The sequence below is a fragment of the Rhizobium sp. FG113 genome (genome assembly GCF_057809895.1).
In genome coordinates this window covers 113,231-138,257 of record NZ_JBMDKV010000006.1, presented here as the reverse complement: position 1 = coordinate 138,257, position 25,027 = coordinate 113,231, and the positions used below count along the sequence as shown (strand labels likewise).

Sequence of the window (25,027 nt, the reverse complement as noted above, 5' to 3'; positions counted from 1 at the left end):
TTCTATTCCCCGTTGCACATTTGCTGTGCTTGCTCGTATGGCTAGTTAGAGCTGTATACATTTTGGATATTTTTGTTGCAACAAAAATAATCGCCGAGAGGCAAGAAACTTTGGAGATGGTTGGAATGGATGCGTCGGCAGAAAACTCGAACAAGGTTTTGGGCCTGAGTGATCGCGCCTACGAGCATCTCAAGGAGAAACTTGTACGCGGCGCCTACCCGCCCGGACACAAGTTCACCGTTCGAACGGTCGCCGAAGAGCTGGATCTGGGAACAACGCCGGCACGCGATGCGGTCAATCGTCTTGTCGCGGAGCGCGCTCTGGTCTTCGCCGGGCCGAAGACTGTCGTTATTCCAACGCTGACCCTAGCAGAGCTCAACGAGGTCACGCAGATGCGCCTGGCACTCGAGGGTTTGGCTGCAGAGCTGGGAGCATCCCGCGCAGATTTGAACGATATCAAGCAGTTGGAAACATACCAGGCCGATATCGACGCTGCGCTGGACGAAAAGCGATACGCTGACGCGCTATGGAGCAACAAGGAATTTCACTTCCACATCTATAACCGCTCGCGCATGCCTTTGTTGGTGGCCACCATCGAAACGCTATGGCTTCGCATCGGCTCCGCCTTCCATGATCTTTATCCCGACTTTGCGGTCTCGAGATATGGTGTCCAGAACCACGGTGCGGCAATGGAGGGATTGCGGCACAAGGATCCGAAGGAGGTTCGGGCTGCAATCGAGACGGATATTCGCGACGGGTATCGGCGACTTCGGCGCGCGCTGAACGAGCGCCGTTTGCGCGGATAGTCAATTTTCTCTAGTTTTTTGTTGCAACAAAAAAGAAAACCTGTTTCTTTTGTTGCATCAAAACACGGCGAGGTCGCCGTTTGGAGGATCAAATGCAAATTGCCTTACCAAAGCAGGGCGGCTCGCCCGGAGACGCTTCCGCACGCCTTGCGCACAGAGCAAGTGGCGTTTTTCCCGGCGGCATCACGCGCAATACCGTCGATCGTGACCCTGATCTCTATTACATCGGCTGGGGGAAAGGCGCTCATCTCCATGATGTCGACGGGCGCCGATTACTCGACCTCAACAATAACTTCACCACCCTGATCCACGGCCATGCCTTCGAGCCGGTTATCGATGCGGTGACCAAAGTCTTGCGCGACGGCACGTGCTTTTCAAACCCGACGCCGCATGAGATCGCGCTGGCCGAGCAATTGTGTGAGCGCATTCCCTCGGTCGAGCATGTCCGCTTCGTCAACACCGGTACGGAAGCGGTCATGTTTGCGATCAAAGCCGCACGTGCGATTACCGGACGTCCGGCAGTCGCCAAAATAGAGGGCGCCTATCATGGCGCCTATGATTGGGCCGAAGTCGGCCAGGTCGGCACGCCTTCGACGTGGGGATCACCCGACGCACCGGTCCCGGTCCCATCCTACTATGGGCAGCCGGCTTCGGTGTTCGAAGATGTGGTTCTCTTGCGTTTTAACGACGTCGATGCGGCCGTCTCGCGAATCAAGCAACATGCCAGTCGACTGTCCTGTATTCTGATCGATCCCGTTCCCAGCCGCGCCGGGCTGATCGCACCCGATCCGGCCTTTCTGGCTGCGATAGCGACAGTTGCCAAGCAACACGGCATTCTGGTGATCGCGGACGAAGTGCTTAATCTGCGTCAAGGTTACAGGGGTGCGTCCGATCGCTTCTCGTTGAAACCTGACCTCATCACCATGGGCAAGATTATCGGCGGCGGCTTCCCGATCGGAGCAATCGGCGGAAGCCGCAATGCAATGGCGGTCTTCGGCTCATCGCACCTTTCACAGGGGGGCACCTTCTCTGCCAATCCGATGTCCATGGTGGCCGGTCTGGCCGCCATGAAAGAGATGACACGCGAGCAATTCGGCCGTCTCGAACGACTAGGTGACGACCTGCGCGCACGCCTCAAGCATTCTATCGATAGGTCGGGCGCTCCCTTCAGCGTCACGGGTTCGGCGTCCTTGTTTCGCATTCATCCCAAACCAAACCCGCCACGCGAATATCGCGAGGCTTACCTCGATGCGAGAGAGGATCGGATCATGACGCAACTCGATCATCACATGAAAGCAAATGGCGTGCTGATGCCGAAGGGCGCCGCCTCTTCTCTCTCCACCGCGATGAATGACGACGACATTTCGCATGTCGCGCAGACATTCGAAGCCTTTCTCGAGCGCCAGGGATTCTGATCATGACGACATCGAACATTGAGACCGTTGCACACCGTGTTGCACAGGCTTTGCGCCGCCACGGCGTTGAGTTCATTTTCGGCCAGAGCCTACCTTCCGCGGTCATTCTTGCGGCCGAGGAACTCGGTATTCGCCAGATTTCCTACCGCCAGGAGAACATGGGCGGCGCGATGGCCGACGGCTACGCTCGCGCGTCCGGTCGGGTGGCGGTCGTGACTGCCCAGAACGGGCCTGCGGCGACCCTACTGGTTCCTCCTCTCGCCGAGGCGCTAAAAGCCAGTATCCCCGTCGTAGCATTGGTGCAGGAAGTAGAGAGAGACCAGGCCGACCGCAATGCGTTCCAGGAGCTCGATCATATCGCGCTCTTCCAGGCTTGTTCTAAGTTCGTCCGTCGCGTCAGCACCGCCGACCGCATAGAGGACTATATCGACATGGCGTTTACGGCCGCAGCGTCCGGTCGCCCGGGACCGGCTGTCCTTTTGCTTCCAGCCGACCTGCTCCGTGAGCCGGCGAAGCCGCCGCTGGCGCATCGCCATGCCAACCTTGGAAGCTGGCCGCTGGATCAGGTGCGCCCGACTGACAAAGCAATTGCCGATGTGGCATTGCGCATCGCAAGCGCACGGGCACCGATCGTCGTCGCTGGTGGCGGCGTCCATGCCGGCGGCGGCGCCAATGCGCTATCACGGTTGCAGGAGGTCGGCTCCCTTCCCGTCTTTACCACCAACATGGGCAAAGGAGCTGTCGACGAGTTCCATCCGCTCTCAGCCGGGCCGATGACCCTCACAGGACCTCTTTCGCTTGGTTCTCATACCCGTCCGCTTCTCGACGATGCGGATCTGGTGATCATGGTTGGCACGCGGAGCAACCAGAATGGTACGGATAGCTGGCGCCTCATCCCACCAGGAGCCACCATCGTTCACGTCGACATAGATCCCGTCGAGATTGGCAGAAACTACGAAGCCATCCGTCTCGTCGGCAATGCCGCAGAAACGCTTTCGTCGCTTTGCGTCGCGTTGTCCGACGTCGATCTGTCTCAGCGCGCACGACGGCGCCCTGAAGTCGAGGCACTGATCAAGGGGGCCTGGTTAGCGTTTCACAAGGACCGCGACACGCTGATCGAACAAAGCAAGCGACTGCTCCGCCCCGAGGCCGTGATGCGCGAGGTACAGGCGCGGCTCACACCCGAGACGATTGTTGTCGCCGATGCAAGTTATTCCTCAATGTGGATTGTCGGGCAGTTGCGGTCGCTTGCCGCCGGGATGCGCTTTCTCGCCCCGCGCGGATTGGCTGGCCTGGGATGGGGACTGCCGCTTGCAATTGGTGCAAAGGTCGCCCGGCCTGACAACCGCGTGATCGCCGTCGTCGGCGACGGTGGTTTTGCCCACAGCTGGGCCGAGCTCGAAACGATTGTCCGATCGGATCTGCCGGTCACCATCCTGGTGTTGAACAACGGCATTCTCGGCTTCCAGAAGCACGCGGAGACCGTGAAATTCGGCCGCTACACCAGCGCAATCCATTTCCATGATGTCGACCACACCAAGGTCGCTGAAGCATGCGGCTGCCCAGCCGTTCGCGTTCATACGATCGCGGATGTGTCGCAAGCGCTCGACCGGGCAATGGCGACAAGCGGACCGCTGCTGGTGGAGGTCATGACGGACCCGGACGCCTTTCCGGCGATTTCGCTGTTCGCGAAGCTCGAGGTCGCCGCGTGATGGAATCGCCGATCGCAATTGTCACCGGCGGCACGAGCGGCATTGGCCTTGCCTGCGCGCAGCGGCTGCTGACTGTGGGGTTTCGGGTGGCTGTGTTCAGTCAGCAGCGTGGCCGCGTTGTAGAAACTGGAGCGGCGCTTGTTGAACGCTTCGGTCGGGAGAATGTGATCGCTGCTGCGGTCGATATCCGACATCCTTCGGAGGTCGAAGCGTTCGTTCAAATGGTTGCCGATCAATGGGGGGCGCCATCGGTACTGGTGTGCAATGCCGGCTATTCTCCCAAGCGCAAGGGCGCACGGCTGCGATTTGACGAAATCCCGCTTTCCGAATGGAACGACGTCCTTTCCGTCAATCTCACCGGAGCCATGCTATGTTGCCAGATGGTCGCTCCCATCATGGCGGCGGAAAAGTACGGGAGGATCATCTTCATCGGGTCGGTCGCCGCCCGGACCATGCCGCGGATCGCCGGCGCTAGCTACGTCGCCTCGAAGGCAGGGCTGTCGGGCCTGTCGCGGACGCTGGTCAACGAATATGCGAGCCGGGGCATCACCGTAAACACCGTCGCGCCCGGCCGGATACTCACCGAAATGACGATGCCTGCCAACTCGCCCGCCAACGAAGCAGCGCTCTCCAGGATACCGACCGGTCGATTGGGAGATCCCGACGATGTCGCCGCGGCGGTCGAATTTCTGGCGTCAACGTCTGCCGGGTTCATCAACGGCGCTGTGCTCGACATTAATGGAGGGGAGTTCTTGCCGATCTAGCGCGGGTCAAAGCAAATCCTCGATCTGGGCTCTGCTTGAGCTGGCGTGCACATTGAGATTACGAACCAATTCCGGCAGGGCGTCAATCATCAGCCGGATGTGTTCTTCGCCAATGCGGACCGCGACATCGCGGTCTTCAAGTTGTAGTCGTTCCTCCAACGCCCTGAGCGACCACAATGCTCGCCGGACCTCCGGCATCAATCGCACCCCGAATTGACGCACTTGGCCCGTGCGAGCGCAGAAGCCCGCCATGGCGCCAGCGATCCTGCGGTTCCCCGATGAATTGGCGATACTTTGATAGCGTCTTTCAGCCTCTGTGGCGATCATCGTCGCGACAAGGTCGTCCGCAACGGGCTCCCCGTGCCACGCGTTCATTTCCACGATCGGCTCTTGGCGGTGTGGCGACGCGCCATGCTCGATCGCGTACCTTATCATCACCATTGCGAACCTATGGTCGGCGATCATCTCGTCTGCATCTAGCGCTCGCGTGTAATAGCCGCGCCCACGCACAAAGCCGATGACCTCCTCGTTGGCGAGGCGAATGAGTGCCTCACGGACCGGCGTGGTGCTGAACTTCAGGCGTTCGGCGATCACACGGATGTTGAGGAACGATCCCGGAGGCGACAGATGATGATGGAGGGCGGATCGGACCCTCGAATAGGCTTCAAGGACCTTGTCGGGCAATAGCGGGTTCGAGCTGGGATCCTGCATCAATCTCTGACCAAGCGCTTCAAATGCCGATGGTGGCTCCCTCATACGAGTGGTAGTTCGAGACATGTCGAACGAGGAAATGGGCACGACGTTCGGCAGGATGTTAGCCAGCATCATCACGCATGTCGCTTGTCGAATCCTACAAGCGACGTCCGATCCCTCAAGCGATAGATTTCGTTTGTCGGCGTTGGGTTAACCTTCCACGTCGTCGAGAGGAGGTGAAACCGAACCAATAGCTGGTCCCGCAGCACGGTGGAAAACCGGTGGCTCACCACATCCAAGTCCTTTGCGTGGGTGGCTGCGTCCATCTGCGTTCTCGATGAGGCATGTCTAACCGGAAACCGGCTTCGCCTCGCTCGTTATCCCGCAACGGTGGACACGGGAACTTTCTTCCCCTGTCGGCTACGCCGCCATTCCTCGCGGGACAAGAAAGCACCGATCCCCCGCCCTCCACGATGTTCCGGCCCTCTGGGTGCGGTCCGATCGTCTCCGGTCTTTGCGACTGCCATCGAGGTCGCGATGGGCGCGGCTCCGAAACAACAAAAGGAACTTGAACATGGCTAACATCGGCAATTTCACCACTACCGAAAACGGCTTCACCGGCTCGATCCGCACTCTCGCGCTCAACGTCAAGGCCAACATCATTCGCGTCGAAAACCCAACCGAAAAGGGACCGCAGTTCCGCATCTACGCCGGCAAGGTCGAGCTTGGTGCAGCATGGCAGAAGCGTTCCGCCGAGACCGACCGCGACTACCTCGCGCTCAAGATCGACGATCCGAGCTTTCCCGCGCCGATCTTCGCCAACCTGATCAACATCGACGGTGAAGATGGATACCAGCTGATCTGGTCCCGCTCGAACCGGGACTGAACGAGAACGGCCCCGCTCGAGGGAGCGGGGCCGCTTCAGTCTTCAAAACAAAAAGCAGATCGCATCGCGGTCTGCTCATTTCCGTTACTTGTTCAGCGTGTCCTTGAGCGCCTTTGCCGGCTGGAAGCTCAGCTTCTTTGCCGCGGCAACCTTGATCGTCGCACCCGTCGACGGGTTTCGCGCTTCGCGCTCGGGGGTGTCCTTCACCTTGAATTTGCCGAAGCCGGGGATGGACGTCTCGGCACCAGACGTTGCTGCGCCAGTAATCGCGGCGAAGACGGCTTCTACTATCGCCTTGCCCTGCACCTTCGTCAGGCCATGTTCGGATGCGATCTTGTCTGCAATTTCATTCGTCGTTGTCATTGGTACTTTCCCCTCGCTTAGATAGAAAAAAGCATTTCATCCGAGGGAGGACATTGTCACTGTTGGAGCACCAAAAATTGGCTAGTCGCTCGGTTTCTCCACAAGAAGTGCATGTTGCCACGCACATGTGATGCCATAGCCAGCGGAGTTCATGTTCAAGAAGCAGCCCTTGGCTCGTGTCCTGCCAGCGAACGTTGCAACTCTCTGTAGGCCGAAATCAAAGCCGCAATGTTTCTCGGATTGCAGGCGGCCGACCCCTTTGGGCCGCGACCGTACCACGGGCCAGGCGTGGCGTTCTCCATCGTCCGCTCAATATCTGCAATAATCTGCGAAATAGACATCTCTTCTCAAACTCCTGAATCAATCCCGCTACTGTACCTTCAATTTCGCAGTTAGAAAGTGCCGACACCGCACGATCCTTCGGTGTGAGTGCCGCGACTTAGGATGCTTTTGGCGACCGCGCTCCTTCCAGGAAAAGGCATCAACTGCGGTCACGCGTTCTTAAGCCCAGAATCGGACGTTTTTGATCCGTCTCATGCCGGAATTGGCGGCATCGGCGGCGCGTCGAGACCACGAAACGGGTCACGCCACGCGTCGATGTCATGCAAGCGATCCGACCAGCGCTGAATGGCGGGATAGTCCGAGATCGGCAGTTTCGCGGCATCGTTGAACGGCAGGAAGGTCGCCATGCGAAAATCCGCGAAGGAGATCGCGTCGCCAACGAGCCATATACGATCGGCAAGCTCGGCATTCAACAGCGTGGCCGCCCTGTGGAACTGCTTCAGCCCGTTTTCGACCTGCTCTTCGTCACAGGCGCCAATCCCGTAACGCGGCTTCGTCCCGCGCTCCCAATGGACCGCGTCACATGCCTTCACGAAATTATCCTTCGCCCAACTCATCCAGCGGATCATCTCCGGTTCATCGTCATCGGTGCGCCAGAAATTCGAACCGGTATGCCGGGACAGATAACAAGCGATCGCGTCGGTCTCCCATAGCGATCGTCCGGGACGCTCGAGGATCGGAAGCAGGAGATTGGGATTAAGGGGGAGGTATCGTTCCGATTGCCCGGGCTCCAGAGGAGCCGCGAATTCGAACTCGATGCTTGAGTCCAGATGCCTGGCAACGGCAACGGCGAGACGTGGGTTTGGATTTCTGCTGAAATAGAGCTTCATGCCGGTCTCCCTTCGATGGTTTTCCCGTCAAGGACGAATGACGATGTCTCGTGCCGACATAGGCGGGAAAAGAGAAGCAGGACACAGGCATCGAGCCTGTTTCCCGCTCGTTGGTGCCAGACCGGACCGTGGGTGTAGCTGCTCAGATGGCCAATTATGCCGGTCGGCCATGACGGCATCAAGGATGAGCGGTTCCCCCAATTTCCTCCAGCCGCCTGCGGCCGCTTCCTGAAATCGGCTCCCCCACTCCCCGGCTCTGCCGGTCGCTTCGCGATCCCTGACCCCGCCACGCCCTCGTCGGCGACCGTCATCGTCTTTCACGAACTCATGGAGATGAGACGATGACCCATTCAAACGAACAACTGGTTGAAGAACTGCGCGCTGAACTGCGCAATGCATTTGACGTCGCAGAGCGTCGCCAGATCGAGGCAGAGCTCGATCTTGCACAGGCAGAGCTTGCCGTCGCATTTGCCGAGCAGAGCGGGATCGTATCCGCCGAGCCGCCCTTCTAAGGGCGGCTATCGCCGTGATCGGCATGTGCGTCCCTCTCACGCGGGGTGGGCTGCTCTTGGCACCAAGGCTCGCGACGGCCGCTCCACGTCCGGGCAAGGCCTTCAGAGACCAGGATATCACCAAGACTGCGCCCATCGCGCATAAGCACCCTCAGTTTGCGACCGTATCGGTCCTCGTCGCGGCGAGGCCATGCCCTCAGGTCGAACGGTCCTTCGTTGATCAGTTCGATCAATCGCTGTGTCGCCTAAGTGCCAAGGACAAGTTCCGAGGCGCATTTCGGCTCACTGACCTCCGGCGTATCGATGTCGGCGATCCTGATTTTCTCACCATCGATCCAGAGCGTATCGCCGTCGACCACGCATCGCTGTCTATGGCCGCCTGCGCATTTGCGAATGGCCGGGAAACTCTTGGTCGAAGCCGCGGTCACGGTGTAAGGAGCGACGAGAAGACCAGAGGCGAAGGTCGATAATACGAGCGCAGCCAGGACAACGTTCGCAAGGAGCCGCGATTGCCAGCTCGTCGGTCGGTGCAGGTTCATTGATCAATCCCAGCATACTGTTTTTTTGCCCAGTATCAGATTCGGCTCGTCCAGTCTGATATCTTCAAGCCTTGGACGTCACTCGCTTTGCGCGGACCGGCACATAGCCGCGCTTACGCTTCTGTCGGATCAGATCGAGGAACAGCGCGACGGCGTCTTGCTCCCGAGCAAAGAGGTGTGTCATCGACTGGCCCGCTGTTCCGATCCTTCCCCAACGCCGTGTCAGGCAGGCTTCGCCAAACAGCGTCTGGTCGATTGACACGGCGTAAAACCGGGCCATGTTCAGGGTCGGGTCTGTCCGTTCGATATATAGCTTGTAGGGTTGCGCGATCATGTTGGAAGAATCGCGTTTGCGGGATTCTACGTCCAACGAGAGTTTTGAATCGGTTCGGGGTCGTCGATTCATTTCAGTGAAGGATGGATAACAGAAATAGACGGGCGATCCGCCTTCGGCGTACGGCTCTATTCGCTATCGCGAACGAAGCCCGCAGGCGGTCTTCGCCCATTCGGGTTACGATCCTCTCGCGGCAAGACGCAAACGCGGTAGACACGTCGACCGAAACGGTTTTCGAGCCGTCGCCGAGCCGGCTGACGCCGGGAGCGGGCGCGCCCTCCAGGCGCGGGTACTTATCTATCTGACAGGGCATTTTACACCCGCCACTCCGGCGTCAAGGACTGCGCGGCCCCTCCAATTTTCACTCCGTTTCGCTCCGCGCCACTTCGAGAAAATCGGTTCCTCCGCTAGCCGCCGCTGGCGGCCGCTGCGCGCTCCTGGACCCCTCGCGTCTTCGGTGCGGCCTCCTTTCGCCAGATAGACGAAAGGAGATCATCATGGCCAACATCAACGTCTTCACGACCTTCGGAAAACTGCAAGGGTTCAAACTGTGGGCTCGTGCCAGTCGCGCTTGCTGCACCACTGACTTTTCGCGAGACCTTCACGACCGGTTTGTCGTGGTTCTCGACTACATGATCGCGAACCTGCGCAGTGACATCGGTTCGGAAGTGATCACCATGCGCCACACCCGCATTCCATACCCGAACCTTGCGCTTGGAGAGAGCGGCGGTGCGTTCAGTGAGGAGTGGCTGAACAATCGTGCGATTTCGCTCCTCGATCCAATCGAGACATTTGTGGCGGATCATGAAGGGCTGCTTCGGCAAGCGGCCTTGCATCACATCAGCGTTTCGAGACTGGAGCTTGAAGGTTTGGGCAAGATCATCGACGAGCTCGAACGCGAGGTGGGTGTCTTGTTTGTGGTTGCCCGCTTGTCTCACAAAGGCGATGCCGGCAATTGAGATCCAGACGAGATGCGGTTTACCGCATCTCGTCTTAGCCGTTGAGTAAGGGCGACGCCCCGGATCGACCGGGCCATCGCCCTTCATGAAAGGGGGGCTTTGCCGCCCCTCTCAAACTCACCCCATGAAGGAAGGGCAAGCCCCTCCCTCAAACTCCCTCCCTTGGAGAAAGGGGACGGTTCCCTCCTCCCTTTCCCCAAACCCCTATCCCACTCCCATGCCGTGCTTGTTTGGTCGCTACGCGATGGAGACATCAGGTCATTATTCGGGCGCCGGTGACGATTGCTTAAGTTGACTCTCAACGATGCTTTCCTTCATGTCGTCGCGCCGAAACCAGATCGCTCGCCCGCACCGCAATGGCGGGTTACCCGCCGTGAAGACGATCTGTTCGTCGGCGCGCATGCGCAGCACTTCGTGCGGCTGGATCAGCGCTCGAGCAGCCATCTGCTTCGATCGCGTCCGCGAGGAGCCGCGCGCGTTCACATTGCGACTGACCTGATCGGTTTCGACCGTCGTCGTGCCGCACCGGCGCGAAATATAGTCGGCGGTTTCCGGATCGTTTATGGCCGCGAACGAGATCCAGCTTGCGCTTTCGAACCATTTGCTGGACGCGTCACGTCCGCCGTAGGTTTCTCGCAACTGACCGATCGACTGATAGATCATCGTCAGCGTGATGCCATACTTGCGACCGGCATCACGAGCCGTCTCCAGGATGCGCATGTAGCCAAGCCGTGCGACCTCGTCGAGAAGAAAGAGCGCGCGACCCTCCATCCCGCCATTGCGATTGTAGATAGCGTTGAGGAGCGATCCGATAATCACCCGCGCCAGGCCGGCATGCATCTCCAACGTCTTCAGATCGATGTTGATGAAGACATCCGTGTTGCCGTCGGCAATCGCCTCGGCTTTGAAGCTTGAGCCTGAGACTAACGCGGCATAATTCGGGTATGATAGCCAATGGGTCTCCTTGATCGCATTGGCGTAGACACCGCTGAACGTTTCCGGCGTCATGTTGACGAAAGCTGCCACATTCTCCTTCACGAAGTCAGAGCGCGAGTTGTCATAGATATCCTGAAGGCGCTGGCGCAACTTCGGCTCCGGTTCAGAGAGATTGGTGCGGACCTGACGCAATGTCTGCTGTTCGCGTGGCCTGTGCCCTGACAGGCAGACATCAGCGATGATCGCGGTCAAAAGCTGCAGTCCGGACGCCCGGAAGAAATCATCGCGGGTGCCGTTCGCGCGGCCGCTCTCACTGACGATCCATGACGCCACGGATGCGATGTCTTCTTCTTTCGTGCCCCCGAAGCTCCCGATCCAGTCGAGCGCGTTGAACCCGGACGACGGCTGCGTGGGATCGAGCATCCTGATTCTGCGCCCGGCGTTTTCCCGATGGTAGGTGACCATGGGTGCCACCTCGTTCGAAGGGTCGAGCACAATCAGGGCGCCACCCCATTTGAGTGCGGTCGGAATTGTCACCGAGGTCGTCTTGAAACCGCCGGAGCCGGCAAACACGATGCCATGCGACGATCCGAACGAGCCATCGAAGCAAAGGAGCGGAGCCTTGCCTCCCCGTCCCCAGGTCTCCTTGTCATCGGCCCGAAACCCGCCATCGGCCATGCCGTCGCGGTCGACGCGGTAGCGCTCGCCGACAACGATTCCGCCGGTGTCGGCAAACAGTCGTTTGGCTTGGCTGAGTGTCATCCAATCGGCTTCGCCGTGCAGTGCGCGCCTGCCGAGGATCCGCTTCGGTCCTGTGTGCAGGAACGCCGCGTTACCGATCAGTGTCACGCGAAGTGCAAAGCATCCCGCCACTAGAAGACCGGCCGCTCCGATCATCGTGGCAGGATCGAGATGGGCCAGGATCGATTTGTCCTGGCGAACCATTTGCGCGAATGCGGCCAGGCGCGACATCTCTCTTGCTGCCGCGACCAAGATCGTCGCAAGACTTCCTCCGAGCGCGCTCCATGCGACGACCCTGATGCTTGCGGAGCCGGCAGACCCGAAGAGCCAGATTAACGCGGTCGCCGCAGCAAGCAGGTAGGGCGCGGCAATGCCAGCCCTGCCGAGTGCAAGGCGCGTGGCCTCAGTCTTGCCAAAAGCCGCGAGCCATTGATCAACTCCGGTTGGTGCGAGGACAATGGCGATCATCATGGCTGCAGGCGTGATGGTGAGGATCACTCTACTCGCTGTCATCGCTGAAGGCCTCCACCCCAATTGCCGTCAGCCTCACCCGCTCCCCTGCATCCGCGTCGAGGCGGCTTGCAATGTCGATGAAGGCGCCGAGCAGCAGCGCACGTTTTTCAAAGCGAAGCCCCCCCTTGACGACAAGGCCGCCGAGTTCGATCTTCTCGCGGGTATCCTTCTTGCGCGCAGCCGATGTTGCGATCCTCTCCATTCGCTCAAGCCTCGCCACTGTTGCCCGAAGCCTCGCCAGCCGGGTTCGTCGGGCCGGTCCCTGCGCTCCCGCCTCCCCTATCCTTGCCGTTCGATCCGCCTTTCGAACCGCGAAACCGTTTTGCCAGATCTTCGAACGCCGCCTGCAGCTCGCTCTCGTCGATCTCGATGTCACCAAGGCCCGCTCGCAAGGCGACCCGGCCGATCCGCTCGGCTTCGCGGGTTTCGGCCAGCTTGAGCTGCTCGTGAAGTTTCGCGATTTCTTCACGGATTTTGGAGGAAGGCTTCTTCATTCCGATCGTCTCTCCTGGCTGGAAGGTCCCTTCGTGGGCAGGAGATTTTCAGAACGGAGCGCGCATCGCACTACTGTGAATCCTACAATTTCCCGGAGCGCTGCTTTCGTGAATGATCCCTTCCGTTCTGAAGGAGCGGGTCCAAAGGGCGCATTTCGGCCGCTGCCGCCGACATCTGTCCCGCATGTGCCATACCGTGTCCCAACCGCTCAATGAACAGTTTGCCGTCGGGGTTGAGCATGATTTCGACAACGGTGCTGTCGTCGAGCGCGACGCAGAGTTCGTCGCCGAGGGCGTCTTGAAGTTTGCGCACGAGTCTGGGGTGGGATCGGAGCTGAGACACTCGCCTCTCCTTACGCTGCGCGCTGCGAGGGGGGCGTGATCTGTGAACGGTAGTTGCTCGGCATAAGGTGCAACAATACGTCGCGGTCTGCTGGCAGGGTGCCGGCTACTGCAGCCGTCGAGCCAATCCTGATAGAAGGGCCTAGCCGGTTCAGGGGCCAACCGGCACGCGACAGTATTCGTTCGAACCGGAGATCGGTGACGGTGACGATTTCTGTGAAGCGATGGGCCACGCACCATTCCACGATGCCGGCGAACATGGCGAGTGTCGTCTCGTGGATCGAGCTATCTCCCCTGCCCTGGTCCGACGCTGTATCGACGCAAAACCTCGAACTCTCGATCATTGCAGCATGAGAATACAGGCGGCCATCAGCGAGAAGTGCAGAGAAGACTTCGTTGACCATCGTCGGTCCGACCGCCGGGAGCAGGCGAACGCACCCGGTCACAAGGCCATCCGTTTGGACCGCCAGAATGTAGGTCGGATCGAGAGCGTCGAAGCGATCTTTCTCGATGCCGTCCTTTACTTCAACGTCCCAGCTCAATCGTCCTGAGAACACGCGCGCCCGAAGCTCGAACTGAGCGTGAAGAAGTTTCTCTTCGTGGGAGTTCCGTGGTTTCGAGATTGCTACAACCTGCATGAGATCCTCCATCGCTTTCGGAGTGAAATCAGCACGTAAGGGACTCGGTTTGCAGTTGTAGGATCCTGCAAACCCTTGTTTTTTGGGGCCGCTGCGGCGATTGACCCCTAGGGCGCTACTTTCGAACCCTAGAACAAAACGATAACCCAGCTAATAAGGCAGTTCACTGTAACCATCAGAGTTTCAATAGAAAAATTGCTTTTCCACGGCTCTCGGGATAGCGCCGCGTCGCGTTCTGTTGAGGTTTCGTTAACCAAGTAGCAGTTGATGCAAAGGGGGAATCGGGTAACTGTTTTTCGACGGAAAATCGATGCAGTTGCTCGACTAACTCCAAGTTCGGCAGCAAGCAGCGCCATATCCCCAGAGGTTACATCGCCAGATCGGCGCTTCAGAAACTCTCTGGTGATGATATCCTTCTCTCCGTCATTACTGATGGCCGTCATGCGGCTATCGACCTGCGCTTCGTCATGCCGGCCGCCGAGAATGAGGGCGACAGCAAGCTCAATCTCCTCGTTCGCAATGCCCACCGGATCTGGAAGGAAACCGGCGATGCCACCTATCGCCGTCCCGAGGGCAAGGGCTTCGATTTGCCGGACGCTGTGCAGATGATCTTCTCCGATCTCGGCACAATCAATGTCGAGAAGAAGCGCGGCTTCTCAGCCTATCGCTTCATCTGCGACGAGTTGATCCGGCTCGGCGTGGCGCGGGGGTTGACCTCCGCTCCGGATCATTTTTCGGCGGCCAGGCGCTTCTGCTCTCAACTGTCTTCAATGCAGGCGGCAGGCGTCGAAGTCAGCGGGGATGCTTTACACGAGTGCTGGGCCAGATCAGGGATCGCCAGCCAGTATCCGCAGAGCTTTTGATTGGCGCTAAACCAGTTACCTGGATTTAGGAAGCAAGCTGAACGCCTCGCTGCAGAACACCGGCTACATCTTCCGCATGTTAGAAGCTAAGTCGCCCGGCGCGAAGAGAGCGGTTCGGCTCTACTCGGCGCCACCGCCCGGTAACCCGGAGGATAGCGATGCACCTAACCCGGCTCTACTTGCCATCGATCCGTCGGATCAGCTCAAGAATTATCGGCGCCATCTCCCCGAACGCCTCAAGCTTTTCGTCGGCATCTTCGAGCTCATCAGAGAGGCGAGCCTCCTCTTCCCCGTCCTCGTTCGCCATATAGGCAGCGTGGGCCTTGGTGCATCGCTCTGCGGCGATCCTGAGTGCCTCGATATCAAGAGTCATGCTGTTGCCCTCATTGGTGATCGATTGAAGATACTATGGAACCATTTCTGTGAGAACATCAGTCGTTCGTGTGCCATCGCCCGTGCAGATCGGAGGTGCCGAACTGGCGACATCATCACACAGTTCCGTCGTCCGGCATGAGTATGTTCATGGACTGCTACCGCAGCAGGGATCTCGCGGAGGACGCGGCCAAGGAGATAGAGCGCATGCGCCCGCCTATGCAAAAGGTGCGCAATTTACCGACGACAATGTGACCACGGAATGTAGCTCGCTTACCAAGCTCAACTCTGGTGTAGTCGTTGTTTTCTTGCGCGGACCTTGGAATCGAACGGCCCTCCTGCGGACGCCGCCGCCTTTGGTGAAATCCTGCTCTTTGCTGTCCCTTGTTACGCGCTTGCTGCACTGGCGTCGATCTACGCTAATCCATCCAGGGCAAGGTTGTCCTTGATACATGCAATCCGCCGAGCGGATCGAGCACCGCCATATCTCGAGAGGCGGTCAGCCAAGGCGCCGGCCCGACGTCGGCCAGATATCTTCCCGCAAGCTCGGAGTTCCCCTGGCAGGCGATGATCAGGAAGCCGTTCAGATCGCCGCGCAGTTGGTTCGAGACGCCGGTTGCGAGCCGGTCGTCGTCGGAAACCTGTTGGCGGGTCGAAAGTTTGAGCGGGGTGCACCCGGCTTCCGTGCGAACACGACCGCTGCCGATCTTCGCCAACGGCTGGACCTGCCCCCAGGCTGATCCGCTCATCGGGAGCGCGTGAAAGCTGTGTCAGATCGCAAACAAGCCTGCGATCTGACCGGCAGCCGGATCATCCGTCAACGATAGCGCAATGCATCGACAAGCAAGGCGAATGCAGGCGATGAGAGGCGGCGGCTTGGGTAGTAAAGATGATAGCCGGGAAAAAGCGGGCACCAATCCTCGAGAACCGAGATAAGTTTTCCCTTCTTCACCCACGGACCAAGGTGATCATCCGGCAGGCAGGCGAGCCCAAGGCCGCTTAGCGCCGCATCGACGATCATCGGCACATCATTGCAGATGAACTGGCCATCGACGCGTACGTTGAGCGGACGCTTGTTTTGTTCGAACTCCCAGGTGTAGAGGCCGCCCAGGGTCGGCAGGCGCAGGTTGATGCAGCGATGCTGCGTCAAATCATGTGGTGTCAGCGGCACGGGATGGCTCTTGAAATACTCCGGTGAGCCGGCCACGATCATGCGTAGTTCAGGACCGATCTTGACGGCGATCATGTCTTTCTCGACCTGTTCGCCAAGCCGAACCCCTGCATCGAAACGTTCGGCGACAAGGTCGACGAACCGCTGCTCGATCGAGATCTCGATATTGATATCAGGATAGTCCATCATCAACTTCTTTGCCGCCGGCATGACAATGCTCTCGGCCGCCTGACGGCTCGATGTTATGCGTAGCTGCCCGCCTGGGCTCTGACGCATGGAGCTTAGCGACGCGACACGATCCCGAATATCGCTGAAAGCCGGCCTCAAGGTCTCTATCAGTTGCTCGCCAGCGTCGGTCGGGCTGACATTGCGGGTCGTTCTCGTCAGCAGCCGAAGGCCCATGCGCTCTTCCAGCCGTCTGACAGTGTGGCTGAGCGCAGACTGGGAGGTTCCGAGATGGGCCGCGGCGCGGGTGAAACTGCGCTCTTCGGCAACGGTCAGGAAGGCGACAAGGTCGCCCAGTTCGTCTCTTCTCATTGATGAATCCGCAACATAGGTTCATGCCGAACCTAGCATCTAATAGAGTAGGATCGCCAGCGCTAAATTGCCGCTGCGATGGTACGGCTCCCGTCAGACGTTCACATTGGAGCCGCCTGTCGCAATCGAGAAGGAACGGATAATGCAGGAAAAGCCCCTCAATATTCTCGTCATTGGCGCCACTGGCAGCGTAGGCAGACATGTCGTTTCGGAAGCGATAAGCCAGGGCCACACCGTGCGCGCGCTCGTACGCGACACCCGCAAGGGGAGGCTGCTGGGCGATGATGTCGAGCTATTCGTTGGCGACCTGACCGAAGCAGAATCGCTCAGCCGTGCGGTCCAGGACATTGATGCGGTGGTCTTCACGCATGGTTCTGACGGCGCTGGCAAGGTCGGCTCCGAGCGCGTCGACTACGGTGGCGTTCGCAATCTGCTTTTCGCCCTTGCTGGCAACGAGGTGCGCATCGCCCTGATGACATCGATCGGTGTGACCAACCGCACCGGTAGCTACAATCAGTCCACCGAGGCGCATGACTGGAAGCGCCGTGGTGAACGGCTGGTTCGCGCCAGCGGGATGCCATATACGATCGTCAGGCCAGGCTGGTTCGACTATAATGGACAGGATCAGCACAAGATCGTCTTTCTTCAGGGCGACAAGCGCCAGTCCGGCACGCCAAGCGATGGCGTAATCGCCAGGAAGCAGATCGCTAAGGTTCTGGTCGACAGCCTGACGTGCGATGATGCCCGCGGAAAGACACTCGAACTGGTTGCCGAAGTCGGTGCGGCACAGAGTGACCTGACGTCCTTGTTCGCATCGCTTGCCGCCGACGAAGCCGGCCGATTGGATGCCGTGCGCGATACCGACAACATGCCGCTCGGCGATGAGCCCAGCCGGGTGACGGACGACCTGCACGCCGTACAAAAACACGCGATGGCACAGTAACTGTTGCGACATCGAAACACCTCTACTGGAGACAGACTATGACGAAACGCACATGGTTCATCACCGGCGTAAGCACCGGTTTTGGCCGCGAGTTGGCGCAACAGTTGCTTGAGGCCGGAGACAAGGTCGTTGGAACGGTCCGCGACTTGGACAAGGTCAAGGATCTTGTCGAAGCCTATCCCGACTCGTTCGACGGACAGACACTTGACGTTACCGACGTCGCAGCTGTGAAGCGTGTCGTCGATAGCGCATTCTCGCGTCATGCACGCATCGACGTCGTCATCAGCAATGCTGGCTACGGCCTTTTTGGCGCCGCCGAAGAGCTTTCCGACAGCGAAATCGACAAGATCATCGCAACCAACCTGACCGGATCGATCCAGCTCTTCCGTGCGAGCATCCCTCATCTGCGCTCGCAGGGCGGCGGCCGCATCATCCAGCTTTCATCCTATGGCGGCCAGGTCGCCTTTCCCGGCAACTCGCTCTACCACGCGACCAAGTGGGGAATAGAGGGCTTTGCTGAATCCGTCGCGCAGGAAGTCGCCGCGTTCGGCATTGGTGTGACGATCGTCGAGCCGGGTGGCGCGCGTACCGAATTCCGCTACGGCAGCGCCAAGGTCGCCAATCTGATGCCGATCTACGACGACACGCCGACACATGCGTTTCTCAAGATGCTGGATCCGAAAAACGGCCTGGCTGTCGGCGACCCCGCCCGCATGGCCGCACGTATCATCGAAAGCGTGGAAATCGAGCCGGCGCCGCTGCGCATGGTGCTTGGTTCGCAAGCCCTGCAGAGCACGATCGACACACTGAAGAAACGCATCGGTGGCTTCGAAGCGCAGACCGAGCTCGCCGCATCCACCGACTTTCCGCCGAACGAATGAAGCGGCGTTAACCCGACTGTGAATCCGATAGAAGCAAAAGGAATGAGAGAATGTTAGGAACAGTGCTTTATGGCACCGGCGACGTCCGGTGCGAGGAAGTGGTCGAGCCAAAAATCCTGAAGCCCACGGACGCCATCATCAAGCTCTCGGCATCTTGCGTCTGCGGGTCCGATCTGTGGGCTTACAGGGGCGTCAGGGACGTCAACGAACCGCTCGCCATGGGACATGAATATTGCGGCGTCGTGGTCGAAGTCGGCAGCGCGGTCAAGACCATCAAGCCGGGACAGTTCGTTGTTGGCTCGTTCTGCCTGTCCGACAACACCTGCCCGCATTGCCAGTTCGGCTTCCAGTCCTCCTGTGAACAGCGCGAGTTCATGGTCGGCGCGCAGGCTCCTTATGCCCGCGTCCCGCTTGCCGACGGCACGCTGGTTGCGACCGCCGAAATGCCTTCGGACGATCTTATCCCCTCGCTTCTGGCGGTTTCCGACGTGCTCGGCACCGGCTGGTATGCCGCGGACGCAGCCGGCGTCCAGGAAGGCTCCACGGTCGTTGTCGTCGGCGACGGCGCTGTCGGCCTCATGGGTGTCCTGTCGGCCAAGCAGATGGGCGCGGGCCGTATCATCGCGATGAGCCGTCACAAGACCCGCCAGGATCTGGCGCTCGAGTTCGGCGCGACCGACATCGTCTCCGAGCGCGGTGACGAAGGCGTTGCCCGCATCAAGGAGATGACCAACGGCGTCGGCGCTGACTCGGTCCTCGAATGCGTCGGCATGAAGGAATCGATGATGCAGGCTATCAATTGCGCCCGTCCAGGCGGAAAGATCGGCTTTGTCGGCGTTCCGCATGGCGTTGAACTCGATGGTCAGATGCTCTTCTTCCAGCAGAAGAGCCTGCTCGGCGGTCCGGCACCCGTTCGTCGCTATCTGCCGCACCTGATGGATCTCGTGCTGACGCGACAGATCAATCCGGGCAAGGTTTTCGACCTGGAAATCCCGCTCGCCGACGTCGCCGAAGGTTACAAGGCGATGGACGAACGCCGCGCGATCAAGTCCCTGCTGCGGATGTAATGTGACTGGCATCCCGTGACACGATCGCGGGATACCCCCACTCATGAATCGAACATATAGCCCTTTGCGGAATCCGGGGCCTAATCTCGCGTGGCCCACTCCCCATTTCCATCAGTGGGCCCCAACGCCGACTTGAGAGGAAAATCTTATGAAGAACATCGCAGCGAGTATTGCCATGACCGCGCTGGCGGCAACTGGTGCTGAAGCGCAGGAAGAGCGTCGCCGCGTCGCTCCCGCCGCCGTTTACGAGGTCGCACCCGGTCTGGGCCATTTCACTGACGACGTTCTTTTTGGCGAGGTTTGGGAGCGCACCGAGCTTGCACCGCGCGACCGTAGTCTGGTGACCGTTTCGGCAATCATGTCGACGGGCAAGACGGCGCAGATCGGCGGCCATGTTCGCCGCGCATTGGACAACGGCGTTAAGCCTGAAGAGATCGGCGAACTCATTACTCACCTTGCCTTCTATTCCGGCTGGCCGAACGCGATCTCCGCAGTCTTCGAGGTAAAGAAGGTATTCGAGGAGCGCAAGATCGCGCCGCTTGCCCACAGCGACGCGGCTCGCATCGAATTGGAGGCGGCCGCCGAAGCGGCCCGTGCCGGCATGGTCAACAGCGCCGTGGCCCCGACTGCTCCCGTGCTCGCTGAGCTGACAAACCGCGTTCTCTTCGGCGACCTCTGGCAACGGCCGGACCTCGCCGCGCGTGACCGCAGCCTTGTGACGATGTCGGCGCTGGTCGCCATCGGCCAACCTGAACAGCTTCCCTTCCACGCCAACCGCGCGATGGACAATGGACTGACGCGTGCGGAAGCCTCCGAGGTGGTCGCCCATGTCGCCTTCTACGCCGGCTGGCCTCGCGCCATGTCCGCGGTCCCCGTCATGAAGAAGGTGTTCGAGACGCGTGAAAGCGCCGCTCAGCCCGCATCATCTACCACCGCGGACCTGAAGATTACCCGTGCCGGCGAAGGCAAAGCCACGGCGCCGCAAGAGAATTTCACAGGCAATGTCGAGACCTCCGGCTTCTACCGCAGCGATGCCCCGGCGCGCGTCGGCGGCGCAACCGTGGCATTCTCGGCGGGCGCTCGCACCGCATGGCACTCGCATCCGCTTGGCCAGACCCTGTTCATCGTCTCGGGCGCCGGTCTGGTTCAAAAAGAAGGTGGCCCGATCGAAAGCGTGAAGACGGGAGACGTCGTGTGGATTCCGGCAAACGTCAAGCATTGGCATGGCGCTTCGCCTGACACGGCGATGACACATTTCGCTATTGCCGAAGCGCTTGACGGCAAGGCCGTTACCTGGATGGAGAAGGTTTCCGATCAGGACTACGGCAAGGCCAGTGCAATCGACTGATCCTTGAGAAATTCGCTTCGGACGCCCTCTCATGTATGACAGCACCACGAGACGAAATATTCTGAAGCTTCTCCCCCTGGCAGGGTTGTCGGCGCTGGCGCCGGCAACTGCCCGATCGCAGGCGCCGGGCTCTTCGGCCAGAACCCTGGTCGCGTTCTTCTCGCGCACCGGCAACACGGCACTTGTAGCACGACAGATTGGAAGAGCGCGAAACGCCACGCTCTTCGAGATCAAGGCCGCACGGCCCTATCCTGAAGACTACGACGAAACCGTCGCCCAGGCCGCGCGCGAAACCAGGGAGAATTATCTCCCGAAGCTCGAATATCTGGTGACGGATATTCGCCAATATGACGAAATCTATCTTGGCTTTCCTATCTGGGGAATGACCGCTCCGCCGGTTATACGCTCCTTCCTTCAGGGGCATGACCTCTCTGGGAAGCCGGTTACCCCCTTCATCACGCACGGCGGTTATGGTCTTGGCGATAGCCTTGATGTGGTCCGCTCGCTTGCGCAGCGATCCGACGTTCGTCAGGCATTTTCGATGGAAGCCGATCAGGAACGCCGGACGCTGAAAGAGGTCACCGGCTGGCTCTCGCGGTAGTCAACCGCGTTCAACGCCGTTGCCATCGCCATCCGTTCATCGTCGATGCCGGCTTATCAAGCCGGGAAATCAAGACCGATATCGAGAATGGGCGCGCTGTGGGTGATCCAGCCGACGGAGATCAAATCAACCCCCGATGCTGCAATGTCGCGCGCGGTTTCAGGCGTTATGCGCCCCGAAGCTTCCGTGATCGCACGCCCGCCGACCATCGCCACCGCTTCGCTCAGCTGCCGTGGCCCCATATTGTCGAGAAGAACCGCATCGACACCCTCCTCCATCACGTCGCTGAGTTGATCCAGCGTATCGACTTCGATCTCGATCTTCAGCATATGTCCCGCCGCTGCTTTAGCCCGACGCAGAGCCTCCCGGACACCACCGGCAATCACGATATGATTGTCCTTGATCAGCATCGCATCATGCAGCGCGAACCGGTGGTTCATCCCGCCGCCGGCGCGCACCGCGTATTTTTCGAGCGCCCTCAGTCCCGGCGTCGTCTTGCGAGTACAGGCGACGGCCGCGCCGCTGCCGGCGACCGCTTCGACGATCGATGCGGTCACTGTTGCGATCCCTGACAGATGGCTGAGGAAGTTGAGTGCAGTGCGCTCACCGGTCAATATCCCTCTGGACGGTCCGCTGATGGTAGCGATCACGTCACCCGGCCCGACCGGGCCTCCCTCGCGGATGTGCCGGGAGACTGATATCGCGGGATCGCCCAGCTCGAATGCAAGGGCTGCGGCATCCAATCCTGCGACAATGCCGGGCTGACGCGCGGCCATGACGACGGTCGACATGTGATCTTCAGGAATGACCGCGGCCGAGGTGACGTCACCGGCCATTCCCAGATCTTCGGCAAGCGCTGTTCTGACCGCAGTCTCGATGACCAGACGTGGAAGAGATGTGACGTGCATTTCATGCACTCCTTGCAAAGTTTGATGCGCTTGCGACACGGGCGATCTGCAACGCCTGCCCAAGCGTTATCCGGCTACGCTCAGCAACCGCGTGCTTCAGCGGATAGTCGGTCCGGGCATGCGCGCCACGCGACTCCGTGCGCAGCCTTGCGGAAACGGCGATTATCAACGCGACGATCGCAGGATCGGCCGCTATGTCGTTGCCTTCCGCCACAGGTAACAGCTCCTCGATCGCCTGGTGAATGCCCGCCGCGTTGCGCAGAACGCCAAGTTGCCGGGAGACGGTTGGGCGCACGGCCGTCGTGTCGGGCACGCTCGGCATGGGCGGAACATATCCAAGCGGAACCGCCGTCAGCTCCGATCTCATGTCGTTGGCCGCACGCATGCCCATGACGGCGGCTTCCAGCAGCGAATTGCTGGCAAGCCTGTTGGCGCCATGCAATCCGGTCGAAGCGGCTTCACCCGCGACCCAGAGACCAGCAACGGTGCTTCGACCGGCCCGATCCGTCGCGACGCCACCCATGTGGTAATGCGCGGCCGGGCGAACGGGGATCGGCTGCTCGGCGGGATCGATCCCAGCCGAACGGCAGGCCGCATGGATCGTCGGAAAGCGCGAGGCGAAGCGCGCGCCGATCGCGCGGCGCGCATCAAGAAAGACACGGCCGCCGCGGGCGATCTCGGCGCTGATTGCACGCGCGACGACATCGCGCGGCGCGAGTTCGGCACCGGATACATGCCTCATGAAGCACTCGCCGCGCTCGTTGATCAGCACGGCGCCCTCGCCCCTCACCGCCTCGCTGATAAGAGCCAGCGGACGCTGATTGCCGTCGAGTGCGGTTGGGTGGAACTGGACGAATTCCATGTCGGCGAGCACAGCACCCACGCGGGCAGCGAGCGCAATCCCCTGGCCGAAGTTGCCGGCCGGATTGGTCGTCGCCTCGTAGAGGCCGCCAATGCCGCCGGTGGCGAGAAGAATGCGCGACGACGGCAAGACCATGCCTCCGCGAGCACTGGCGCAGAGCAACCCGGAGACAACGCCATCAGTCGTCAATATCCGCCGCGCCTCCACCCCTTCGATAACGGTGATTGCAGGATCGGCAAGGACCGCCCTCGTGAGGGCAGCAATGATTGCCGCACCCGATCCATCACCGCCGGCATGCACGATGCGGCGGCGCGAATGGGCGGCCTCGAGCCCGAGCGCCAGACTCCCATTGCCATCATCGTCAAACGAGACCCCGAGACGCTGCAAGGCTCCGATCACGGACGGCGCTTCGGCGATGATTTCGGCGGCTGCAGCTGCATCGCAAAGACCATCGCCCGCAGCGAGGGTATCGGCAAGATGCAGGTCGGCACTGTCATCCGCACCGATGCATGCCGCAATGCCGCCCTGCGCCCATCCGCTCGAGCTCTCGGCGCCGAGATGTGCGCGGGTGACGAGCACGCAGGGTTCGGGAGACAGCGTCAACGCCGCGATCAGCCCGGCAAGCCCACTCCCGACAATGACGGGGCGATCGGCAAGGTTCTGGAGGATCTCGGTCATATCGCCAGCATCCTTTCGACAGCCCGGCGAGCCGCGACCGCAACATTGGCGTCGACGACGACTTCGTGCTGGTTTTCCTCAAGCGCGGTTCGAATGTTGCGCAAGGTGATGCGCTTCATGTGCGGGCAGAGATTGCAGGGGCGAATGAACTCGACGTCAGGGTGATGCACCGCGACGTTGTCGCTCATCGAGCACTCGGTCAGAAGCACTACGCGTGCAGGCTTCTTCTCTCCGACATAGTCGGACATGACCGCTGTCGAGCCCGCGAAGTCGGCTTCCGCCACGACATCCGGCGGGCATTCGGGATGGGCGAGCACGGTGACGCCTGGATGGTTTTCGCGAAGCCGGCGAACATCCTCGGCGGAAAACAGCTCATGCACTTCGCAGTGTCCGTGCCAGGCGATGATTTCGACGTTCGTTTCCTTGGCGACGTTGCGTGCCAGATATTCATCGGGGATCATCAGAACCCTGGGAACGCCGAGCGCTTCGACGACCTGCTTGGCATTGCCAGATGTGCAGCAGATATCCGACGCTGCCTTCACCGCCGCAGATGTATTCACGTAGGTGATCACGGGAACGCCGGGGTAAGCCTTGCGCAGCAGAGCGACGTCCTCGGGCGTGATGGAATCCGCCAGCGAACAGCCTGCCCCGGTGTCGGGGATCAGAACCGTCTTTTTCGGGTTCAGCAGCTTGGCCGTCTCGGCCATGAAATGTACGCCCGCGAGCACGATCACATCGGCATCAACGTCGATTGCCTTGCGGGCAAGCGCCAGACTGTCGCCGACGATATCCGCGACGCCGTGGAAGATCTCCGGCGTTTGATAGTTATGCGCCAGAATGACCGCGTTGCGTTTGCGCTTCAGCTCCAGGATTGCCTCGACATCCTCCTCGAAGCTCATCCATTCCGCTTTGGGAATGACCCGGCTGACACGATTGTAAAGCGACGCGGCAGACACTGCGGAATTCATATCGTCCTC

Annotated in this window: 27 protein-coding genes and 3 pseudogenes; 13 read left to right on the top strand and 17 right to left on the bottom strand. The window is 60.1% G+C overall.

Annotated elements, in window-relative coordinates; all coding sequences use genetic code 11:
* The first annotated feature begins 116 nt into the window (after window positions 1–116).
* The 4 genes from ACODTZ_RS16995 to fabG all read left to right on the top strand — a co-directional run bounded on the left by ACODTZ_RS16995 (window position 117) and on the right by fabG (window position 4,697).
* Window positions 117–806, top strand: a complete 690-nt coding sequence (locus ACODTZ_RS16995; protein WP_489027025.1) for a GntR family transcriptional regulator — start codon at window positions 117–119, stop codon at window positions 804–806.
* 92 nt (window positions 807–898) lie between these two features.
* Window positions 899–2,221, top strand: a complete 1,323-nt coding sequence (locus ACODTZ_RS16990) for an aspartate aminotransferase family protein (RefSeq protein ID WP_489026902.1) — start codon at window positions 899–901, stop codon at window positions 2,219–2,221.
* 2 nt (window positions 2,222–2,223) lie between these two features.
* Window positions 2,224–3,933: an acetolactate synthase catalytic subunit gene (locus ACODTZ_RS16985; RefSeq protein WP_489026901.1), complete on the top strand. Its 1,710-nt coding sequence runs from the start codon at window positions 2,224–2,226 to the stop codon at window positions 3,931–3,933.
* Window positions 3,933–4,697, top strand: a complete 765-nt coding sequence (gene fabG, locus ACODTZ_RS16980) for a 3-oxoacyl-ACP reductase FabG (protein WP_209234042.1) — start codon at window positions 3,933–3,935, stop codon at window positions 4,695–4,697. The genes ACODTZ_RS16985 and fabG overlap by 1 nt, the downstream gene beginning before the upstream one ends.
* A gap of 6 nt (window positions 4,698–4,703) precedes the next feature.
* Here the strand turns inward: fabG and ACODTZ_RS16975 are convergent, their stop codons facing one another.
* A complete protein-coding gene (locus ACODTZ_RS16975) occupies window positions 4,704–5,525 on the bottom strand; it encodes a GntR family transcriptional regulator (RefSeq protein ID WP_489027024.1) in 822 nt (273 codons plus the stop codon).
* Between the two features lie 439 nt (window positions 5,526–5,964).
* Here ACODTZ_RS16975 and ACODTZ_RS16970 point away from each other — a divergent pair, with 439 nt between their 5' ends.
* Window positions 5,965–6,276: a DUF736 domain-containing protein gene (locus tag ACODTZ_RS16970; protein WP_047510678.1), complete on the top strand. Its 312-nt coding sequence runs from the start codon at window positions 5,965–5,967 to the stop codon at window positions 6,274–6,276.
* An 84-nt stretch (window positions 6,277–6,360) separates the two neighbouring features.
* Here ACODTZ_RS16970 and ACODTZ_RS16965 read toward each other — a convergent pair whose 3' ends face one another.
* On the bottom strand, window positions 6,361–6,639 hold the full coding sequence (locus tag ACODTZ_RS16965; RefSeq protein ID WP_047510680.1) for an HU family DNA-binding protein: 279 nt from the start codon (window positions 6,637–6,639) through the stop codon (window positions 6,361–6,363).
* Between the two features lie 533 nt (window positions 6,640–7,172).
* Window positions 7,173–7,811, bottom strand: a complete 639-nt coding sequence (locus ACODTZ_RS16960) for a glutathione S-transferase family protein (protein WP_489026900.1) — start codon at window positions 7,809–7,811, stop codon at window positions 7,173–7,175.
* Window positions 7,812–8,152: 341 nt separating this feature from the next.
* Here ACODTZ_RS16960 and ACODTZ_RS16955 point away from each other — a divergent pair, with 341 nt between their 5' ends.
* Entirely contained in the window at window positions 8,153–8,323 is a 171-nt protein-coding gene (locus tag ACODTZ_RS16955; RefSeq protein WP_209234046.1) for a hypothetical protein, read from the top strand.
* Here ACODTZ_RS16955 and ACODTZ_RS16950 read toward each other — a convergent pair.
* Together ACODTZ_RS16950 and ACODTZ_RS16945 are read right to left on the bottom strand one after the other, a co-directional pair.
* Window positions 8,320–8,862: pseudogene (locus ACODTZ_RS16950) on the bottom strand (thermonuclease family protein). The gene ACODTZ_RS16955 and the pseudogene ACODTZ_RS16950 overlap by 4 nt on opposite strands.
* A gap of 64 nt (window positions 8,863–8,926) precedes the next feature.
* Window positions 8,927–9,196, bottom strand: coding sequence for a WGR domain-containing protein (locus tag ACODTZ_RS16945; RefSeq protein ID WP_489026899.1), 270 nt, complete (start codon window positions 9,194–9,196; stop codon window positions 8,927–8,929).
* 497 nt (window positions 9,197–9,693) lie between these two features.
* Between ACODTZ_RS16945 and ACODTZ_RS16940 the strand changes: the two genes are divergently transcribed.
* The gene (locus tag ACODTZ_RS16940; RefSeq protein WP_489026898.1) at window positions 9,694–10,155 is read left to right on the top strand and encodes a hypothetical protein; all 462 of its coding nucleotides are present in this window, start codon (window positions 9,694–9,696) and stop codon (window positions 10,153–10,155) included.
* A gap of 261 nt (window positions 10,156–10,416) precedes the next feature.
* Here the strand turns inward: ACODTZ_RS16940 and traG are convergent, their stop codons facing one another.
* The 6 genes and pseudogenes from traG to ACODTZ_RS16910 form a co-directional block, all read right to left on the bottom strand.
* Window positions 10,417–12,345 carry a Ti-type conjugative transfer system protein TraG gene (gene traG / locus ACODTZ_RS16935; protein ID WP_489026897.1) on the bottom strand — a complete coding sequence of 643 codons (1,929 nt, stop codon included), beginning with the start codon at window positions 12,343–12,345 and terminating at the stop codon, window positions 10,417–10,419.
* The gene (gene traD / locus ACODTZ_RS16930; protein WP_489026896.1) at window positions 12,332–12,547 is read right to left on the bottom strand and encodes a type IV conjugative transfer system coupling protein TraD; all 216 of its coding nucleotides are present in this window, start codon (window positions 12,545–12,547) and stop codon (window positions 12,332–12,334) included. The genes traG and traD overlap by 14 nt, the downstream gene beginning before the upstream one ends.
* Before the next feature lie 4 nt (window positions 12,548–12,551).
* On the bottom strand, window positions 12,552–12,839 hold the full coding sequence (gene traC / locus ACODTZ_RS16925) for a conjugal transfer protein TraC (protein WP_489026895.1): 288 nt from the start codon (window positions 12,837–12,839) through the stop codon (window positions 12,552–12,554).
* 151 nt (window positions 12,840–12,990) lie between these two features.
* Window positions 12,991–13,182, bottom strand: a pseudogene (locus ACODTZ_RS16920) (P-type conjugative transfer ATPase TrbB); the annotation flags it as partial.
* A 10-nt stretch (window positions 13,183–13,192) separates the two neighbouring features.
* Window positions 13,193–13,819 (bottom strand): acyl-homoserine-lactone synthase, encoded by a 627-nt coding sequence (gene traI / locus ACODTZ_RS16915; RefSeq protein WP_489026894.1) that lies wholly within the window; start codon window positions 13,817–13,819, stop codon window positions 13,193–13,195.
* Window positions 13,820–13,947: 128 nt separating this feature from the next.
* Window positions 13,948–14,262, bottom strand: a complete 315-nt coding sequence (locus ACODTZ_RS16910) for a hypothetical protein (protein ID WP_489026893.1) — start codon at window positions 14,260–14,262, stop codon at window positions 13,948–13,950.
* Between ACODTZ_RS16910 and ACODTZ_RS16905 the strand changes: the two are divergent.
* Window positions 14,221–14,520 (top strand): annotated as a pseudogene (locus ACODTZ_RS16905) (N-6 DNA methylase); the annotation flags it as partial. The gene ACODTZ_RS16910 and the pseudogene ACODTZ_RS16905 sit on opposite strands and share 42 nt — an antisense overlap.
* Window positions 14,521–14,857: 337 nt before the next feature.
* Here the strand turns inward: ACODTZ_RS16905 and ACODTZ_RS16900 are convergent.
* The 3 genes from ACODTZ_RS16900 to ACODTZ_RS16890 form a co-directional block, all read right to left on the bottom strand.
* A complete protein-coding gene (locus tag ACODTZ_RS16900) occupies window positions 14,858–15,055 on the bottom strand; it encodes a hypothetical protein (RefSeq protein WP_489026892.1) in 198 nt (65 codons plus the stop codon).
* Window positions 15,056–15,473: 418 nt separating this feature from the next.
* Entirely contained in the window at window positions 15,474–15,803 is a 330-nt protein-coding gene (locus ACODTZ_RS16895; RefSeq protein ID WP_489026891.1) for a hypothetical protein, read from the bottom strand.
* Window positions 15,804–15,871: 68 nt separating this feature from the next.
* Window positions 15,872–16,762 (bottom strand): LysR family transcriptional regulator, encoded by an 891-nt coding sequence (locus ACODTZ_RS16890; protein ID WP_489026890.1) that lies wholly within the window; start codon window positions 16,760–16,762, stop codon window positions 15,872–15,874.
* Window positions 16,763–16,904: 142 nt separating this feature from the next.
* On the opposite strand from ACODTZ_RS16890, the gene ACODTZ_RS16885 reads away from it, so the two are divergent.
* The 5 genes from ACODTZ_RS16885 to ACODTZ_RS16865 all read left to right on the top strand — a co-directional run bounded on the left by ACODTZ_RS16885 (window position 16,905) and on the right by ACODTZ_RS16865 (window position 21,602).
* Entirely contained in the window at window positions 16,905–17,705 is an 801-nt protein-coding gene (locus ACODTZ_RS16885; RefSeq protein WP_489026889.1) for an SDR family oxidoreductase, read from the top strand.
* Between the two features lie 38 nt (window positions 17,706–17,743).
* Window positions 17,744–18,586: an SDR family oxidoreductase gene (locus ACODTZ_RS16880; RefSeq protein WP_489026888.1), complete on the top strand. Its 843-nt coding sequence runs from the start codon at window positions 17,744–17,746 to the stop codon at window positions 18,584–18,586.
* Window positions 18,587–18,636: 50 nt separating this feature from the next.
* Window positions 18,637–19,653 (top strand): zinc-dependent alcohol dehydrogenase family protein, encoded by a 1,017-nt coding sequence (locus ACODTZ_RS16875; protein WP_209234062.1) that lies wholly within the window; start codon window positions 18,637–18,639, stop codon window positions 19,651–19,653.
* Between the two features lie 148 nt (window positions 19,654–19,801).
* Entirely contained in the window at window positions 19,802–21,001 is a 1,200-nt protein-coding gene (locus tag ACODTZ_RS16870) for a (R)-mandelonitrile lyase (protein ID WP_489026887.1), read from the top strand.
* A gap of 31 nt (window positions 21,002–21,032) precedes the next feature.
* Window positions 21,033–21,602 carry a flavodoxin gene (locus ACODTZ_RS16865; RefSeq protein WP_489026886.1) on the top strand — a complete coding sequence of 190 codons (570 nt, stop codon included), beginning with the start codon at window positions 21,033–21,035 and terminating at the stop codon, window positions 21,600–21,602.
* A 56-nt stretch (window positions 21,603–21,658) separates the two neighbouring features.
* Here the strand turns inward: ACODTZ_RS16865 and nadC are convergent, their stop codons facing one another.
* Genes nadC through nadA form a run of 3 tightly spaced genes read right to left on the bottom strand, consistent with a single transcriptional unit; the run spans window position 21,659 to window position 25,018 of the window.
* Complete coding sequence (gene nadC / locus ACODTZ_RS16860; protein ID WP_489026885.1) at window positions 21,659–22,510, bottom strand: carboxylating nicotinate-nucleotide diphosphorylase; 852 nt, start codon at window positions 22,508–22,510, stop codon at window positions 21,659–21,661.
* A 1-nt stretch (window position 22,511) separates the two neighbouring features.
* Window positions 22,512–24,050, bottom strand: coding sequence for an L-aspartate oxidase (locus ACODTZ_RS16855; protein ID WP_489026884.1), 1,539 nt, complete (start codon window positions 24,048–24,050; stop codon window positions 22,512–22,514).
* Window positions 24,047–25,018, bottom strand: coding sequence for a quinolinate synthase NadA (gene nadA, locus ACODTZ_RS16850; protein WP_489026883.1), 972 nt, complete (start codon window positions 25,016–25,018; stop codon window positions 24,047–24,049). Before nadA ends, ACODTZ_RS16855 begins: the two co-directional genes overlap by 4 nt.
* Between the last annotated feature and the right edge of the window lie 9 nt (window positions 25,019–25,027).

Excerpts from the sequence above, each read along its gene's own strand:
- ACODTZ_RS16995 (WP_489027025.1), top strand. The coding sequence starts at position 117 with ATGGTTGGAATGGATGCGTCGGCAGAAAACTCGAACAAGGTTTTGGGC.
- ACODTZ_RS16990 (WP_489026902.1), top strand. The coding sequence starts at position 899 with ATGCAAATTGCCTTACCAAAGCAGGGCGGCTCGCCCGGAGACGCTTCC.
- ACODTZ_RS16985 (WP_489026901.1), top strand. The coding sequence starts at position 2,224 with ATGACGACATCGAACATTGAGACCGTTGCACACCGTGTTGCACAGGCT.
- fabG (WP_209234042.1), top strand. The coding sequence starts at position 3,933 with ATGGAATCGCCGATCGCAATTGTCACCGGCGGCACGAGCGGCATTGGC.
- ACODTZ_RS16975 (WP_489027024.1), bottom strand. The coding sequence starts at position 5,525 with ATGATGCTGGCTAACATCCTGCCGAACGTCGTGCCCATTTCCTCGTTC.
- ACODTZ_RS16970 (WP_047510678.1), top strand. The coding sequence starts at position 5,965 with ATGGCTAACATCGGCAATTTCACCACTACCGAAAACGGCTTCACCGGC.
- ACODTZ_RS16965 (WP_047510680.1), bottom strand. The coding sequence starts at position 6,639 with ATGACAACGACGAATGAAATTGCAGACAAGATCGCATCCGAACATGGC.
- ACODTZ_RS16960 (WP_489026900.1), bottom strand. The coding sequence starts at position 7,811 with ATGAAGCTCTATTTCAGCAGAAATCCAAACCCACGTCTCGCCGTTGCC.
- ACODTZ_RS16955 (WP_209234046.1), top strand. The coding sequence starts at position 8,153 with ATGACCCATTCAAACGAACAACTGGTTGAAGAACTGCGCGCTGAACTG.
- ACODTZ_RS16945 (WP_489026899.1), bottom strand. The coding sequence starts at position 9,196 with ATGATCGCGCAACCCTACAAGCTATATATCGAACGGACAGACCCGACC.
- ACODTZ_RS16940 (WP_489026898.1), top strand. The coding sequence starts at position 9,694 with ATGGCCAACATCAACGTCTTCACGACCTTCGGAAAACTGCAAGGGTTC.
- traG (WP_489026897.1), bottom strand. The coding sequence starts at position 12,345 with ATGACAGCGAGTAGAGTGATCCTCACCATCACGCCTGCAGCCATGATG.
- traD (WP_489026896.1), bottom strand. The coding sequence starts at position 12,547 with ATGGAGAGGATCGCAACATCGGCTGCGCGCAAGAAGGATACCCGCGAG.
- traC (WP_489026895.1), bottom strand. The coding sequence starts at position 12,839 with ATGAAGAAGCCTTCCTCCAAAATCCGTGAAGAAATCGCGAAACTTCAC.
- traI (WP_489026894.1), bottom strand. The coding sequence starts at position 13,819 with ATGCAGGTTGTAGCAATCTCGAAACCACGGAACTCCCACGAAGAGAAA.
- ACODTZ_RS16910 (WP_489026893.1), bottom strand. The coding sequence starts at position 14,262 with ATGACGGCCATCAGTAATGACGGAGAGAAGGATATCATCACCAGAGAG.
- ACODTZ_RS16900 (WP_489026892.1), bottom strand. The coding sequence starts at position 15,055 with ATGACTCTTGATATCGAGGCACTCAGGATCGCCGCAGAGCGATGCACC.
- ACODTZ_RS16895 (WP_489026891.1), bottom strand. The coding sequence starts at position 15,803 with ATGAGCGGATCAGCCTGGGGGCAGGTCCAGCCGTTGGCGAAGATCGGC.
- ACODTZ_RS16890 (WP_489026890.1), bottom strand. The coding sequence starts at position 16,762 with ATGAGAAGAGACGAACTGGGCGACCTTGTCGCCTTCCTGACCGTTGCC.
- ACODTZ_RS16885 (WP_489026889.1), top strand. The coding sequence starts at position 16,905 with ATGCAGGAAAAGCCCCTCAATATTCTCGTCATTGGCGCCACTGGCAGC.
- ACODTZ_RS16880 (WP_489026888.1), top strand. The coding sequence starts at position 17,744 with ATGACGAAACGCACATGGTTCATCACCGGCGTAAGCACCGGTTTTGGC.
- ACODTZ_RS16875 (WP_209234062.1), top strand. The coding sequence starts at position 18,637 with ATGTTAGGAACAGTGCTTTATGGCACCGGCGACGTCCGGTGCGAGGAA.
- ACODTZ_RS16870 (WP_489026887.1), top strand. The coding sequence starts at position 19,802 with ATGAAGAACATCGCAGCGAGTATTGCCATGACCGCGCTGGCGGCAACT.
- ACODTZ_RS16865 (WP_489026886.1), top strand. The coding sequence starts at position 21,033 with ATGTATGACAGCACCACGAGACGAAATATTCTGAAGCTTCTCCCCCTG.
- nadC (WP_489026885.1), bottom strand. The coding sequence starts at position 22,510 with ATGCACGTCACATCTCTTCCACGTCTGGTCATCGAGACTGCGGTCAGA.
- ACODTZ_RS16855 (WP_489026884.1), bottom strand. The coding sequence starts at position 24,050 with ATGACCGAGATCCTCCAGAACCTTGCCGATCGCCCCGTCATTGTCGGG.
- nadA (WP_489026883.1), bottom strand. The coding sequence starts at position 25,018 with ATGAATTCCGCAGTGTCTGCCGCGTCGCTTTACAATCGTGTCAGCCGG.